Consider the following 15,145-nt stretch of genomic DNA (forward strand, 5'->3'; position numbering starts at 1 on the left):
ATGAATTAGGCATGTCACTCCTAATTCATCTAAATTATCCACAACGCCTTCATGTTATCGATGTAGACTCAACGTTTAAGCAGCATTGGGTTTAATCATTGCATCATGTTCAGCCGTTACTTCCATCTCTTCAGCTAAGGCATCCTTTTGTTTATCGTGTTTAGTTTCAGCGCCATGCATCCAATCAACAAGTTTATCAGATATAAAATAAAGGATGATGCCTGAAACAGCCGCAGTAATAGCGATACCCGCAAATATTGACATAGCATTAGCCAGTTGATCTTCAACGGCATCACTATGACCGATTAATGCACCAACAACACCCGCAACTTTATTAGCGATCGCAATAAATAGGAACCAAGCTCCCATCATGAGTGAGGCGATACGTAGTGGTGCTAATTTAGTAACCATTGACAGACCAATTGGTGATAAACATAGTTCTCCCATAGTATGGAAGAAATAAGCACCAACTAGCCATAACATACTCGATTTTGCATTATGATCGCCATTCATTTGCACAACAGCACCGATCATGAATAGGAAACCAACCCCTAATAATATCAAGCCAAGTGCAAATTTGGCTGGAGAATTTGGTTCATTTTTCCCAAGTCTTATCCAAATAGAGGCGATAACAGGTGCAAATACAACAATGAATAATGCATTAAGAGATTGAAACCAAGCCGTTGGCACCTCCCATGAACCAATCATGCGATCCGTAAAATTGTTAGTAAACAAATTCATTAAACCGCCAGCTTGTTCAAACCCAGCCCAGAAAATAATAGTGAATAAGCCCATAACCATGATCACTTTGATGCGATCTCGTTCAATTTTAGTAAGGGGAGTCTTTATGGTTGCGCCATTTTTTAGATTCTTATCCTGTGCAATTTTAGCCGCTGGAACGGTACCTATATCACCTAGCAATTTTTGGGCAAAGAAGAATTGAATGATCAAAGATAAAATCATACCAATACCAGCACAAATGAAACCAGCTTGATAGCTTCCACCAAATGCAGTCACCACGTAACCGACAACGATACCAGATAAAAATGCACCAAGGTTAATCCCCATATAGAAAATAGTAAATGCACCATCTCGTCGGTTATCACCTTCTTTATATAAGTCACCGACCATAGTAGAAACATTTGGTTTGAATAAACCATTACCGATGATTAAAGCGCCGAGTCCGAGGTAAAACATAACTGTTTCCATACCTGGTATCCATGCATGTGGTGTACCTAACATAAACTGTCCTACAGCCATCAATGCACCACCAATATATATCGCTTTACGTTGCCCTAAATAGGTATCCGCCAACCATCCTCCGATAAGTGGCGTAAGGAAAACTAATCCCGTAAATGTCCCGTATAAAGATAATGCTTCTTGTTGAGTCCAACCTAGACCATGACCGCCCTGACTACCAACTTGATCAACCATATAAAGCACTAAAATAGCACGCATTGCGTAGTAACTAAAACGTTCCCACAACTCCGTTGAAAATAATAAGAATAACCCTTTAGGATGGCCTAAAAGCGTTCCTGAGATTTTATCTGCACTCATATTAAGTTTCATACCTTAAGCTTGTGTCTTGCTGCAATACAATCCGCACTACAGTATTTCATTTGAATTTAGCGCCTAAAAAATCGATCTCACTTAACAAGATAAATTGAAAATGCTAACAAAGATGATATTTAGGTTTAGTAGTTGAATGGTTTCTTCTATGAATGTCACTCGTTTGATGGCAATGCAGCTTGGCATTAACCGATCATGTTTATACGCTGCAAGATAAGTAATAGTCAAGAGTTAACCCGGTAAAAAAGTGCGCAATTAACATCCCTATAACAGCCAAGTTACCTGATTAACATTATGGCAATTATTTTGTCTCATATATCATATAAAAAAAACAATTCCGATCGGTTTTATATGTAATCATGCTCTATTACAGCAGCAGAGTGCTGTTAATGTAACCAACTATTGATATGCGTTTATTTTTTCATAGATTAATCTATGGCAAGTAGGGCAATATTGAGTGTGACCCACTTCTCATGAAAGCGCTTACATGTGTGACTATAGTAAATTTTTACACTATATTTAATTTTTATAATCTATACTCTTTTTTGGAGAGGCTTTACTGACTTTCAGCCACTAAATTTATCAATTTGTAGCGACCTGTTGTTAATTGATTATATTTGTAATCCTTAAATTAAATAGATTAATTATTTTGCCAAGCAAAGTAACCGCTTACATTATAAAGGCGTTAAGTTGCTGTATAGGGATATTTTTTATGAGGGAAGGGGAGTATGAGGCAATAGATAATTAAACTGAAAACATCAATTTACTTTATTTTAATTTATGAAATAGCAATAGGTGAAAAAATGAAAAAATTAACTTTAATCAAATCAATGTGTTCCGCTACTATCTTAGCTGCTGCATTTATCAGCCCAGCAATAATGGCTCATGATGTAACAATGACAGAAGAACAACGCGCCATTGTTTGTTCTGGTGATGAAGATGCGGCTGAAAATGAAATGTGTGCCGCTTTAGAAGGAAATATGGATAAATCGACTTTACCTGCAGAAGGTAAACGCACAACAGCTGAAATTATTTGCGCCGGTAATGAAGATGCAGCAGAGAATGAAATGTGTTCTGCACAGAAGGATGAAAACACTTCACCTACGCCAGATGAAACTATGGAAGAGGAAACGCGGGACATCATTTGTTCTGGCTCAGAAGACTCTGCAGATAACGAGATGTGTACACCTGAATAATGACCGTTACAGCAATTATCACTATTTAGTCTAATTCAGAAAAGACAAAACTTACGCTAGTAAGTCGTGATCTAAAACGGCTTACTAGCGCTTGATTAAACAGTACACTTAAAGTGTTTAACGATAAAATGCTTCAACCGAGCCTTTTACGGTTCGTAAAAGTGGCTGGCCACGACGATCTAACGCTTTATGCGCCGGAATTTTAACCCAACCTTCACTTATGCAATATTCCTCAACATCAAAACGCTCTTTGCCATTAAGTTTAATACCAATATCATTATCATTTTCAAAAATTTCAGCTACATGATGCGGGCTACGAGGGTTAACCGACAGACGATCTGGTAAAGTGGGTAGCGTGCTAGTGTCGTTCATGTTTGTGACCTATAAGTAAATTAAAAGTGAGCCATTGTAGATAATATATTGAAAACGCTCAATAGCTGTAAGCTCATAATATTAATTTAAGGAATAGAGTTAAGTTACACATAAATATTTTTAGATTATGTAGGAAGCGTAAAGGCTAGTTTATCTAAGTAGATTGAATCGACACCAATAATCTAGACACTTTCTAGCCTTTTTTGATAGCGCTTTTCATAGTCTACTGGCGACAATAAATTATTGGAACCATGTTTGCGTTTGTTGTTATAAAAAATCTCAATATAATCGAATATTTCGCTTCGCGCATCTTCCCTTGTAGAGTAGATCTTCTTCTTAATACACTCTCGTTTTAATAATTGAAAAAAGCTTTCAGCCACGGCATTATCATGACAATTTCCTCGACGACTCATGCTACCTTCTAAATTATGAGCATCTAAAAAAGATTGCCAATCGTGGCTTGTATATTGGCTACCTTGATCAGAATGAACCATCACTTTAAATTTTGGCTTTCTCCGCCATACGGCCATTAACAATGCATCGAGTGCTAACTCTTTGGTTATCCTTGACTGCATTGACCAACCAATAACGCGACGAGAAAATAAATCAACAACAACTGCTAAGTACAGCCATCCTTCATGTGTTCGAATATACGTTATATCAGTTACCCAAGCCCTATCTGGAGAATCTGGGTTAAATTGTCGCTGAAGGTTATTAGGCGTAACGATATTAACTTCACCACTTTTTTGACGCGGTTTTCTATATCCAACCTGAGCGCGTAATCCTGCTTGTGACATTAATCGATATACGCGATTAATTCCGCATTGCTTACCAGTATCTCGAATATCTGAATGGATCTTACGGTAGCCATAAACCCCGCCAGACTCTAGCCAAAACTGTTTAATCAGCCCAGTCAGTTTCTTATCAGTTTGTGAGCGCTTAGAGTTGGGCTGCTTTATCAAAGCATAATAGCCACTGGGATGAACATTTAATATTCGACACATGCTTCGAACCGACCAGCATTGAGCGTTGTCCTTTATAAAGGTGTACCTCAATCGGACTGGCTTGCGAAGTACACCGCGGCTTTTTTTAATATATCCCGCTCTTCTGTTACCCGTTTTAATTCCCTTTTTAACTTATTTATCTCTGCTTGCTCAGCTGATTTTGCCTGATGTTCGGCTGAACCTGGGCCAAATTTTTTAACCCAAGCATAAAGACTATGTGTTGTAACATCTAATCGTTTAGCGACAGATGCAACACTATGTCCTCGCTCAGTCACTTGCTTAACAGCTTCAATTTTAAATTCTTCGGGATAACGTTTACTACTCATATTGACACCTCTTTTTGAGTCATTTTATCTAATTAGGAGGTGTCTAGTAAAATGGTGTCGATTCAGATAACTCAAAATTATTTTCTAAAAACAAGCAACGCTATCTCCTGCTAAATTAAGTAACCTGCTTTGTGTTTAATGATTGGATTGTTAGTATGAAACATGAGAGTTACCTTTTGTTGTTTTGAAATAAAGATTCGACACCTTTATCAAAACGGGTAACTCTCAACTTTTCAAGTCGAGATGTCAGATTTAGTCTGAACTAATACAAATGAGCCAAATTAACAATACTGAGTCAATATTCAACACTATCCAAAGTTTATGAGTAAATTTACCCTCCCTTTGAGAACTCGTAAATATCCTTTATCACGGGGAGTGCAAGATATAGAAATCCACCTTTTTCCACCTGGGTGTAAAAGGCGTGGATGTCGTTTACCTTTGATAATTGACCAACCTATTTTTTCTAATGAGCGGACATACTTTCTAACATCTTTGTTGTTACAAACCATAATGACCTCATAAACAATTCTTGATTTCAGTAATGGTTTCATTGCTCAGCACATTACTCATTAGCTGATTGTCAGGCGCGTCTGCATAGATAGACCAAATGTTTTCTATTGCACGCATCTGGTACTCAGGCCACGGTGCATTAGCTGCTGAATTTTCATTAATCTCAACTCTATATATATTTAGTCGTACCCCTCTTGTTTTATCACTTTGCATATTTGGAAATACATCAAACTGGACATTATTGTTAGATTTAAAGTTATATTGAACTGTAATTGATTTAGATGGGTTATATTGATTTAGGATAAGCTGAATGGCTCTAACTAATTCATTAAATGTATTAGTTTCAATAGATTCATACTTAATGAAACTTAAAGCTAATTGCTTCCAAGCCTCTTGATATTTTTCAAATAAGATAACTTCATCGATAGAGTGGTCTTTGCTTAACAAGTTAATCACATCATTTTTTTCTGACTTTGAAGGTAACTGTACAATTTTTATTAGGTATTTATGCTCAATCAATTCAGTAGAAATTAATGGATTAACATAGGTTGAGCGTTTGTAAAACAGCTCTTTTAGTGATTGCTCAACCCAATGATACTTAAAATCTGTAAAGTTAGTCCATGTTAGCCCCGCATCGGTTAATTTGATTAATTTAACTTCAATTTTGAATTGTTCAGTATTATCACTTTCTCCATAAGAAACCGATGCCAATAAAGCGTTGGTTGTTTTATCTAAATAGTATGAAGATATGATGTTAGGAAGCTCCGTTGGATACTGTGAAGCAGGTAGGAACACATGCTTATCAATGAAATCTAGCAAATCGAAACTATTTTCAAAAACAGCCCCTAGTTTATTGATAGGTACAAATTCACCGTTTGTATCTTCGTCATAGATTTGCACCCAATAATGTAGAGTTGGCTCTTCTTTGCCTTGTAAATAATCCAAAGTAACACCAAGTGCTTCTGCTATTTTTATTGCTATTTGGATTTCTGTTTTCTTTCCATTTTCAATTCGATTGATTGTAGCTCTTGATACTGGGATATTTGAATTCGTAAGTTGTAAACTTAGTGTCTCTTGATTGTGTCCCAATGCCTTTCGGGCCTTTATTAAAAGTTCTGCATTTAGTTGAATTGGTTGTCTGTTATTCATAATTTTCTCTCTCAATTAATGGAAATCAGAGTATATGAACAACAATGGTGTCACATATAGGTAATTGATGTAACACCATGTAACAACAAAATTCAATAATAGCTGTTGGGTTTCATTAAATTCAGTACAAAATATCCCTCAATTTACCTTCAGATCATATAAAATCATCTACATAAATGCCACAATACAACTCATTGAAATATAGCTTACATAGGTGGTTTTACTTCATGCAAAACAACACGATAAACAAAGCAAAGCTGACAGAAACAGACATCATCACCAAATTCATTCTTCCAAGCATTAAAGATGCGGGTTGGGATGATATGACGCAAATACGCCAAGAGGTGAAACTGCGTGATGGTAAAGTGATTGTGCGTGGTCAACTGGGCATGCGCCAAACGGTAAAATCTGCTGATATTGTGTTGTATCACAAACCAAGCCAACCACTGGCTGTGATTGAAGCTAAAGCCAACAAACACGATGTGGGTAAAGGCATTCAACAAGGTTTAGATTACGCACGTTTATTAGAAGTGCCGTTTATCTTTGCCTCTAACGGTGATGGTTATATCTTTCATGATAAAACTAACCTACAGCAACTAGAAACAGAAATCAGCCTTGAACAGTTCCCATCGCATGAAGAGCTATGGCACAAATACTGTATCTGGAAAGGTTACAAATCAGAACACCTTCCTGTTATCACGCAAGATTACCATGATGATGGCAGCGGTAAATCACCACGTTATTACCAACTACAAGCGATTAATAAAACGGTTGAGGCAGTCGCACAAGGTAAAGACCGAATTCTATTGGTGATGGCAACGGGCACAGGTAAAACTTATACCGCCTTTCAAATAATTTGGCGCTTATGGAAAGCAAAAGCCAAAAAACGTATCCTATTTTTAGCCGATAGAAACATCTTAGTTGACCAAACCAAGACCAATGACTTTCAGCCCTTTGGTCAAGCGATGACCAAAATAACAGGGCGTAAAGTTGACCCTGCTTACGAGATACATTTAGCGTTATACCAAGCCTTAACGGGCCCCGAAGAATACCAAAAAGCTTTTAAGCAAGTTGACCCAGACTTCTTTGATTTAATCATCATTGACGAATGTCACCGTGGTAGCGCCGCAGATGACAGTGCATGGCGTGAAATACTCGAATACTTTAACTCTGCAACACAAATTGGTTTAACGGCCACGCCAAAAGAGACAGATGAAGTCTCTAACATCGATTACTTTGGTGAGCCTACTTACTGTTACACCCTTAAAGAAGGCATTGATGATGGCTTTTTAGCCCCTTACAAAGTGGTACGTGTTGATATTGATGTTGACCTGCAAGGCTGGCGACCAACCAAAGGGCAAACCGATAAAAATGGTGAGCTAATTGATGATCGCATCTATAACCAAAAAGATTTTGACCGTACCTTAGTCATTGATGAGCGTACACAGTTAGTGGCTGAAACCATTACCAGTTACCTAAAACGTACCGACCCAATGGCAAAAACTATTATCTTTTGTAACGATATTAATCACGCTGAACGTATGCGCAGAGCATTAGTTAACCTTAATCCTGAGCAAGTCGCTAAAAACGAAAAATATGTGATGAAAATTACCGGCGATGATGAAATAGGTAAAGCCCAACTAGATAACTTTATTAACCCTAAAAAGGCCTACCCTGTTATCGCAACGACTTCTGAGTTAATGACAACAGGGGTTGACGCTAAAACCTGTAAATTAGTGGTACTTGATCAAAACATAAAATCGATGACTAAATTTAAGCAGATCATTGGTCGTGGAACGCGTATTGATGATCGCTTCGGTAAACTGTGGTTCACCATTTTAGACTTTAAAAAAGCCACCGAACTGTTTGCCGATGATGATTTTGATGGTGAGCCAGTGCAGGTGATGACCCCAACAGCCGAAGATATTATTGATGGCACGGGCGACATTGATAGCACAACAGAGCAAGAAGATGAGCAAATCAGTGAAAATGACTCACCAGATTACGATGCAACAACAGTTGAAAACACAGGCGATGAAAGTAATGAACAGCCACCAAAGAATGAAGATTGGGGTGAAATAGCTAGTGGTGATGATGAAGAGCCACGTTTTATTAAATTCCATGTATCAGGCGTCACCGTTAAAAAAATGGCAGAGCGTGTGCAGTATTACGACAGTGATGGTGGCTTAGTCACCGAGTCATTTAAAGACTACATCCGTAAAACCATGCAATCGCAATTTAGCTCGCTAGATGACTTTGTTAAACGCTGGAACGATGCTGAGCGAAAACAAATCGTGATTGATGAACTTGAACAAGCGGGCATTATTTGGAAAGCACTTGAAGAGGAAGTCGGCGTCGATCTCGATCCCTTTGATATGATTTGCCATGTTGTTTACGACCAACCCGCTTTAACGCGCAAAGAACGTGCAAACAACGTCAAAAAGCGTAACTATTTCACTAAATATTCGGACACAGCACAAACCGTGTTAGATAATCTCCTCACCAAATACGCGAATGTGGGCGTACAAGAAATTGAGTCAAAAGATGCGCTCAAAGTACAGCCTTTCACAGATATTGGTAGACCGCTTGAAATAAAGAAAAAAGTGTTTGGCGGTAAATCAAAGTACGAGCAAGCCATTAAGGAGCTGGAATCTGAAATTTATCAGCGTCCACCAAAGCAACAAACAGCATAAAGTTAAACATTTATCGTCATATTCGCATCAAACAAAGAGAAAACTATGTCAATCAGTTCAGTTATTAAATCAATTCAAGACATCATGCGTAAAGACGCAGGGATAGATGGTGATGCACAGCGTTTAGGGCAAATGTCATGGTTACTATTTTTAAAAGTATTTGATGCACAAGAAGAAGAGCTTGAAGATGAACTAGACAATTATAAAGCGCCTATTCCAGAGCAATTTTTATGGCGTAACTGGGCTGAAGATGCTGAAGGTATCACGGGTGATTCATTGCTTGATTTTGTTAATGACGAGCTGTTTCCAAACCTTAAAAACTTAACAGCACCACTAGACTTAAACCCGCGTGGTTACGTGGTGAAAGCCGCGTTCAGTGATGCCTTTAACTACATGAAAAACGGCACGCTGTTACGTCAGGTGATTAACAAGTTGAATGAAATTGATTTCACCGACTCGCAAGAGCGTCACATGTTTGGTGATATCTACGAACAGATTTTAAAAGACTTACAAAGTGCAGGTAACGCTGGTGAATTCTATACACCACGTGCCATTACTAAGTTTATTGTTAAAGTGACCGACCCAAAACTAAACGAGTCTATTATTGACCCTGCTTGCGGTACAGGTGGCTTCTTAGCGTGTTCGTTTGACCATGTAAAAGATAACTACGTGAAAAACAGTAGTGACCATCAAGCATTACAAAAACAGATCCACGGTGTCGAGAAGAAGCAACTACCACACCTATTATGTACCACCAACATGATGTTGCATGGCATTGAAGTACCCGTGCAAGTAAAGCATGGCAACACCTTAAACAAACCGCTTGCCAACTGGGATGAATCCTTTGATGTGATTGTTACTAACCCGCCATTTGGTGGCACAGAAGAAGACGGTATCGAGAAGAACTTCCCAAGTGAGTTCCAAACCCGTGAAACAGCCGATCTATTCTTACAGCTGATTATTGAAGTGCTAAAGGATGGCGGACGTGCTGCCGTGGTATTACCCGATGGCACACTGTTTGGTGAAGGCGTAAAAACTAAAATCAAAAAGCTATTAACTGAAGAGTGTAACTTACACACTATTGTGCGTTTACCCAATGGTGTGTTTAACCCTTACACGGGCATTAAAACTAATATCCTCTTCTTCACCAAAGGTACACCGACCAAAGATGTATGGTTTTACGAGCACCCGTACCCAGAGGGCGTGAAAAACTATAATAAAACCAAACCGATGAAGTTTGAAGAGTTCCAAACAGAGTTAGATTGGTGGGGCAATGAACAAGATGGCTTTGCTTCACGTGTTGAAAACAACCAAGCGTGGAAAGTATCCGTTGATGACATCATTAAACGTAACTTTAATTTAGATATTAAAAATCCCTACCAAGGTGAAGTGGTTAACCACGACCCAGAGCAACTGTTAGCAGAGTACCAAACACAGCAAACAGAAATCAGTGAACTGCGACACCAGCTTAAAACCATTTTAGGTGATGCCTTAAGTTCAAATAAAGAATCTTCAGGCGAGGTTAAGTAATGCAGATTGAAAACTTAATCACCGAGCATATTGAAACGTGGACATCTGCCGTAAAGAAAAAAAATGCAACAGGGCGCGGTTCTAGCAAGAAGATAGAACTGTATGGTATTAAGAAACTACGTGAGTTGATTTTAGAGTTAGCGGTACGTGGTAAATTAGTGCCACAGGATGCAAGTGAGGAACCAGCTTCTGTTTTGCTTGATCGTATTGCAGAAGAAAGAGCATTGTTAATTAAAAATAAAACGATTAAAAAACCAAAGACACTTGGTGATATTTCAATAAAAGAATTACCGTTTGTATTACCTTTGGGTTGGCAGTGGGCTCACAATATTGAACTGTTCACACTTACTAAAGGCAAAAAACCAAAAGAGCTATCGGATACCTTATCCAAGTTCCCATATTTAGATATTGAAGCGTTAGATAGGCACAACATTAGAAAATATACCAATGATGAAAAGTGCCCTATGTCCAAAGAGAACGACCTTCTAGTTGTTTGTGATGGTTCTCGTAGTGGACTAATTCTTAATGGTAAAATAGGTGTTATAGGTTCGACAATTGCTAGAATAGATACCTATAAATCTGTAAAAAATTATATTCAGTTATATTTCAAACAAGCATTTACGCGTCTAAATTCCTCAATGAAAGGTGCTGCTATACCTCATTTAGACACAAAACAGCTCAGAGAAGACTTTCTAGCTTTGCCACCACTAAACGAGCAACACCGCATCGTAGCGAAAGTAGATGAACTAATGTTGTTATGTGACCAGCTTGAACAGCAAACAGAATCGAGTATTGATGCCCACAAAACCTTAGTTGAAGTGCTGTTAAACACCTTAACGGATGCAAAAGATGCTACCGAGTTACAAACAAACTGGGCACGCGTGAGTGCGTTTTTCGATACCCTGTTCACCACAGAGCACAGCATCGACCAACTAAAACAAACCATCCTACAACTCGCCGTGATGGGCAAACTGGTTCCACAAGACCCAAGCGATGAACCTGTAAGTGAATTAATTGATAAAATATATAAAGAGCAATTCTCACGTAAATTAAACAGCAAAGAAAAGTTAGCCGTTGAAAATGAATATGAGTATGCAAGAAATACAATCATTAATAATCGAGTATTAGTAAAAGCTAGATTTATCTGTGATTTCATTACAAAAGGAACAACACCGTCTAAACCTGAGCTATTAGATGACGGTGCCGTTCCATTTTTAAAAGTTTATAACATTGTAAAAAACACATTAGATTTCGCATATAAACCCATATTTATTTCGAAAGATACACACACAGGTAAACTAAATCGATCAAGAGTTTTTCCTGGTGATGTCATCATGAACATTGTCGGTCCACCATTAGGAAAAGTCGCCATTATTTCAAATGAGTATCCAGAATGGAATATGAATCAAGCATTAGCAGTATTTAGACCTTTAGCAGGTATTAATTCTCAGTATCTATATTTCATATTACCAACTGACTCTATTTTGTCCTCTGTCTTAAATGAAGTTAAAGGTACAGCTGGTCAAGATAACCTTTCACTTGAGCAATGTAGAGATTTGCAAATACCAATCCCATCAATAAACGAACAGAATAGAATAGTGTCTAAAGTTAAAGAGTTAATGGCAATCTGCGACCAACTAAAATCACAACTCAACCAAGCGCAACAAACTCAGCTTAACCTCACTGATGCAATAATAGATAAGGCAGTATAACCATGAGCAAAATCTATAATGTCTATTGTGATGAGTCATGTCATCTTGAAAATGACGGTATTAAATCGATGTCTTTGGGGGCAATGTGGTGCCCGCTGGATAAACGTGCTGAAATTGCTAAACGCATTAGGAGTTAGCACATAATGACGATGCCACGCCCTGTTCGAATATTTCATATCACCGCGATTGATAACTTAGATCTCATTTGTGAGCAGGGGGCATTAGTTTGCAAATCGTTAAGTGAACAGCAAGGTGTTGAGTATCACAACATTGCGCATGGCGGTGCACAAGGTATTCGCTCAAATAAACAAACGCCGAATCCACCGGGTGGATTAATACATGATTTTGTTCCCTTTTATTTTGCACCTCGTTCACCGATGTTATCGGCAATTCACAATGGTCAGGTGCAAGGTTGTTTGTATGATCAAACAGCTATTATCTATTTTGAAACGACAATAGAAATTGCGTATCAGAATGGATTACAGGATTTTGTATTTTATGATCGTAACGCAACCAAAGCTTACAGTCAGGATTGTACAGATTTACAAAAACTGAAAGATATAGTTGATTGGCAGACATTGACTGAAAATCCTACGTTAGATGGATTTTGTAAGTACTTTTTTGATAAGCATAACGAGCCTCGCTATGTTGATAGAATGGAAAAAAGACAGGCTGAATTTTTGATTAAAGAGCAAGTTCCGCTCAATTGGATGACACGTATTGGTGTGATCGATACAAACCGAGCGCAACAAGTTAATGCCATTTTGGCTAAACATAACGTAAACTTAACGGTAGATGTAATGACAGATTGGTATTTTTTAGGGCAATAACATGGCAATTGATTCAGTAACAGGCAACCTTTTAAAACAGCACGATGTTGATGCAATCGTTAACACTGTCAACTGTGTCGGCGTGATGGGAAAAGGTATTGCTTTACAATTTAAGAAACAATGGCCGGCAAATTTTAAAGCTTATGCAACGGCTTGTAAAAATGAACAAGTGAAACTAGGCAGCATGTTTATTTATGAACTCGGTACATTAGCAACGCCTAAATATATAGTCAACTTCCCAACCAAAGGGCATTGGCGCAGTGCTTCAAGATTGATTGATATTGAAAGGGGTTTACAAGATTTAGCAAAGAAAATCACACAGCTGGGTATCACATCAATTGCAATTCCACCCATTGGTTGTGGTCTCGGAGGTTTGTCTTGGTCAGAAGTAAAACCGCTTATCGTGAAGTATTTAGGTAGCCTTGAACATGTAGACGTTCGATTATTTGAACCAAACGAAGCAATCGGCGCAACAGAAATGCTAAACAATACCAAAAAACCGAAAATGACGGCAGGTCGTGCAGCTATTCTTACTTTGTTAGAAACGTATCAAGCGGTCAATTATGGTTTATCTAAGATTGAAGTACAAAAACTCGCTTATTTTTTGCAAGAGGCGGGCGAAAACTTAAAACTTAATTTCATAAAACACAACTTCGGCCCATACGCAGATGCACTACGTCATGCATTAAATACAATGGATGGTCATTATATAAAAGGTGTTGGAGATGGGGTTGTTGAATCACAAATCACGCCCGTTGATGAAGCACTTGAAAGTGCAAAACAGTTTTTAGCTGAATCTAACACAGATATAAATGAACGAATAAGTAGAGTAAGCGAACTGATTGAAGGTTATCAATCCCCTTATGGTGTAGAGCTATTATCTACAGTACATTGGGTTGCAAAACATGAAAATTGCCACAATGCTAATGACGCTTTTCATGCAATTCAACATTGGAATTTACGTAAAAAACAGCTTATGTCTGAAAAACATGTGCAAGCAGCGTGGGATCATTTGACTGCAACAGGATGGGTTAATTAGATAGTTTTTCAATACAAAACAGTTATATAAGCACCTGGCAAGTTAAACGTAAAACAGCGGCAGGGTGGGTAAACTATTCTTAAAAAGAATAACCAAACAGAGTTAGCGTTCAGCACCTTATTACATTATTTAGATGAAATAAAACCTGTATTGCATTGGTTGTATCAACCAATTTCAGGTGAATACCCGCTAAATTTTATTAAAGCAATTCAACCAATATTTTGTGCGCATTCGATTGTCATTGCTGACACAAACCAAACACTATTAGACATTATTGATCATGTTTGCCGAAGTCTTACCATTAAGCCAAACATTAATGGTTATCACATTGGAAAATTAAACAGAGCATTTAAGCAGTTGCAAACTTTACCTAAAAGAACTCGGTTCAAATAATTATGAAAATGATGATTTCAAATATAATTTACATGAGTTACTAATGATACCTGATAGGCACTCAGTGAATTAACTGAACAGTTATCGAGTTTTAATTAAGAAATGGATCATGCTGCCATTCATTTATTGTCTGCATTATATTCTGAAGCAAGCATTATTGTTGCAAGCAAAAGTGAACAGAATTATCAATCAGCAATGAGTTGACTGACCAACTTTATAATTACATAAACTTAGGGTTGCAACGAAATTTGCAAACAAGCTTACCCAAGAAATCGGATTGCATAGCTGTTAATGATATTAGAGAAAGCTGTGAACCAAATTGGCAAAGCCATATTGCACAACAGCAAAAAAGTTGTCAGAAATATTTTCGTATTATTTTGGAAGGTTAAAAGTTTAACTAATCAGAGAATTTGAAAGCAATTTTCCTAAACCATATTTTCTAATAATTTAGTCGCGTAGCTTTTATTAGTTAGGGCGAATGCCTTAATGACGCGTTAGATTTTAACACAGAGCGCCTAAATATTATTCAAACTGTTAGTTAGTGCCAATAACGACAAGGGTTTCAGAGGATAATTGGTTAAGAGGAATGATTGCAACAAACTGATAAATAGCGATTTATTGAGTTATTTAGTAAACAAATCGAAGCCAGTCTAATAGAAATGATCCAGTGCTAAATTTCCATAGCGTATTTTAGGCATTACCAACCAGATAAGTAAGAACAACAGCAAGCTGCGAAAAATATTATATAACAGTATGTTATACATTTTATGTTAAATAGCATTATGTTCAATAGTACGAAACCCAAGACTAGATCGAGCTAAA

General features: G+C 37.6%; 11 protein-coding genes. 7 read left to right on the top strand and 4 right to left on the bottom strand.

The features are described 5' to 3' along the window. Nucleotides 1-75 precede the first annotated feature (75 nt). Nucleotides 76-1,557 (bottom strand): peptide MFS transporter, encoded by a 1,482-nt coding sequence (locus tag AB2N10_RS05420; protein ID WP_354625803.1) that lies wholly within the window; start codon nt 1,555-1,557, stop codon nt 76-78. Nucleotides 1,558-2,372: 815 nt separating this feature from the next. Here AB2N10_RS05420 and AB2N10_RS05425 point away from each other — a divergent pair. Then, nucleotides 2,373-2,765: a hypothetical protein gene (locus AB2N10_RS05425; RefSeq protein ID WP_354625804.1), complete on the top strand. Its 393-nt coding sequence runs from the start codon at nt 2,373-2,375 to the stop codon at nt 2,763-2,765. Between the two features lie 117 nt (nt 2,766-2,882). On the opposite strand, the gene AB2N10_RS05430 is transcribed toward AB2N10_RS05425, so the two are convergent. The 3 genes from AB2N10_RS05430 to AB2N10_RS05440 all read right to left on the bottom strand — a co-directional run bounded on the left by AB2N10_RS05430 (nt 2,883) and on the right by AB2N10_RS05440 (nt 6,126). Next, nucleotides 2,883-3,137, bottom strand: a complete 255-nt coding sequence (locus AB2N10_RS05430) for a DUF3297 family protein (protein ID WP_369434445.1) — start codon at nt 3,135-3,137, stop codon at nt 2,883-2,885. Between the two features lie 182 nt (nt 3,138-3,319). Next, nucleotides 3,320-4,467 (bottom strand): IS3 family transposase gene (locus tag AB2N10_RS05435; RefSeq protein ID WP_354625806.1). Its coding sequence is split into 2 segments (ribosomal slippage): nt 3,320-4,230 and nt 4,230-4,467, totalling 1,149 coding nucleotides; the frame shifts between segments, so codons are not numbered across the junction. Between the two features lie 516 nt (nt 4,468-4,983). Continuing rightward, nucleotides 4,984-6,126, bottom strand: coding sequence for a helix-turn-helix transcriptional regulator (locus AB2N10_RS05440; protein ID WP_354625807.1), 1,143 nt, complete (start codon nt 6,124-6,126; stop codon nt 4,984-4,986). Nucleotides 6,127-6,353: 227 nt separating this feature from the next. On the opposite strand from AB2N10_RS05440, the gene hsdR reads away from it, so the two are divergent. From hsdR to AB2N10_RS05470, 6 genes are read left to right on the top strand one after another with little or no spacing between them, the layout of a single operon-like run. Beyond that, nucleotides 6,354-8,819, top strand: coding sequence for an EcoAI/FtnUII family type I restriction enzme subunit R (gene hsdR / locus AB2N10_RS05445; RefSeq protein ID WP_354625808.1), 2,466 nt, complete (start codon nt 6,354-6,356; stop codon nt 8,817-8,819). Nucleotides 8,820-8,864: 45 nt separating this feature from the next. Next, nucleotides 8,865-10,349 carry an N-6 DNA methylase gene (locus tag AB2N10_RS05450; RefSeq protein ID WP_369434446.1) on the top strand — a complete coding sequence of 495 codons (1,485 nt, stop codon included), beginning with the start codon at nt 8,865-8,867 and terminating at the stop codon, nt 10,347-10,349. After that, entirely contained in the window at nt 10,349-12,061 is a 1,713-nt protein-coding gene (locus tag AB2N10_RS05455) for a restriction endonuclease subunit S (protein WP_354625809.1), read from the top strand. Before AB2N10_RS05450 ends, AB2N10_RS05455 begins: the two co-directional genes overlap by 1 nt. Nucleotides 12,062-12,063: 2 nt before the next feature. Beyond that, the gene (locus AB2N10_RS05460) at nt 12,064-12,198 is read left to right on the top strand and encodes a hypothetical protein (RefSeq protein WP_354625811.1); all 135 of its coding nucleotides are present in this window, start codon (nt 12,064-12,066) and stop codon (nt 12,196-12,198) included. Between the two features lie 6 nt (nt 12,199-12,204). Further along, nucleotides 12,205-12,891 carry a DUF4433 domain-containing protein gene (locus AB2N10_RS05465; protein WP_369434447.1) on the top strand — a complete coding sequence of 229 codons (687 nt, stop codon included), beginning with the start codon at nt 12,205-12,207 and terminating at the stop codon, nt 12,889-12,891. Nucleotide 12,892: 1 nt separating this feature from the next. Further along, nucleotides 12,893-13,930: a macro domain-containing protein gene (locus tag AB2N10_RS05470; RefSeq protein ID WP_354625812.1), complete on the top strand. Its 1,038-nt coding sequence runs from the start codon at nt 12,893-12,895 to the stop codon at nt 13,928-13,930. Nucleotides 13,931-15,145: the final 1,215 nt, after the last annotated feature.

It is taken from the genome of Psychromonas sp. MME1, from assembly GCF_041080865.1.
Classification (GTDB): domain Bacteria; phylum Pseudomonadota; class Gammaproteobacteria; order Enterobacterales; family Psychromonadaceae; genus Psychromonas.

Excerpts from the sequence above, each read along its gene's own strand:
- AB2N10_RS05420 (WP_354625803.1), bottom strand. The coding sequence starts at position 1,557 with ATGAGTGCAGATAAAATCTCAGGAACGCTTTTAGGCCATCCTAAAGGG.
- AB2N10_RS05425 (WP_354625804.1), top strand. The coding sequence starts at position 2,373 with ATGAAAAAATTAACTTTAATCAAATCAATGTGTTCCGCTACTATCTTA.
- AB2N10_RS05430 (WP_369434445.1), bottom strand. The coding sequence starts at position 3,137 with ATGAACGACACTAGCACGCTACCCACTTTACCAGATCGTCTGTCGGTT.
- AB2N10_RS05440 (WP_354625807.1), bottom strand. The coding sequence starts at position 6,126 with ATGAATAACAGACAACCAATTCAACTAAATGCAGAACTTTTAATAAAG.
- hsdR (WP_354625808.1), top strand. The coding sequence starts at position 6,354 with ATGCAAAACAACACGATAAACAAAGCAAAGCTGACAGAAACAGACATC.
- AB2N10_RS05450 (WP_369434446.1), top strand. The coding sequence starts at position 8,865 with ATGTCAATCAGTTCAGTTATTAAATCAATTCAAGACATCATGCGTAAA.
- AB2N10_RS05455 (WP_354625809.1), top strand. The coding sequence starts at position 10,349 with ATGCAGATTGAAAACTTAATCACCGAGCATATTGAAACGTGGACATCT.
- AB2N10_RS05460 (WP_354625811.1), top strand. The coding sequence starts at position 12,064 with ATGAGCAAAATCTATAATGTCTATTGTGATGAGTCATGTCATCTTGAA.
- AB2N10_RS05465 (WP_369434447.1), top strand. The coding sequence starts at position 12,205 with ATGACGATGCCACGCCCTGTTCGAATATTTCATATCACCGCGATTGAT.
- AB2N10_RS05470 (WP_354625812.1), top strand. The coding sequence starts at position 12,893 with ATGGCAATTGATTCAGTAACAGGCAACCTTTTAAAACAGCACGATGTT.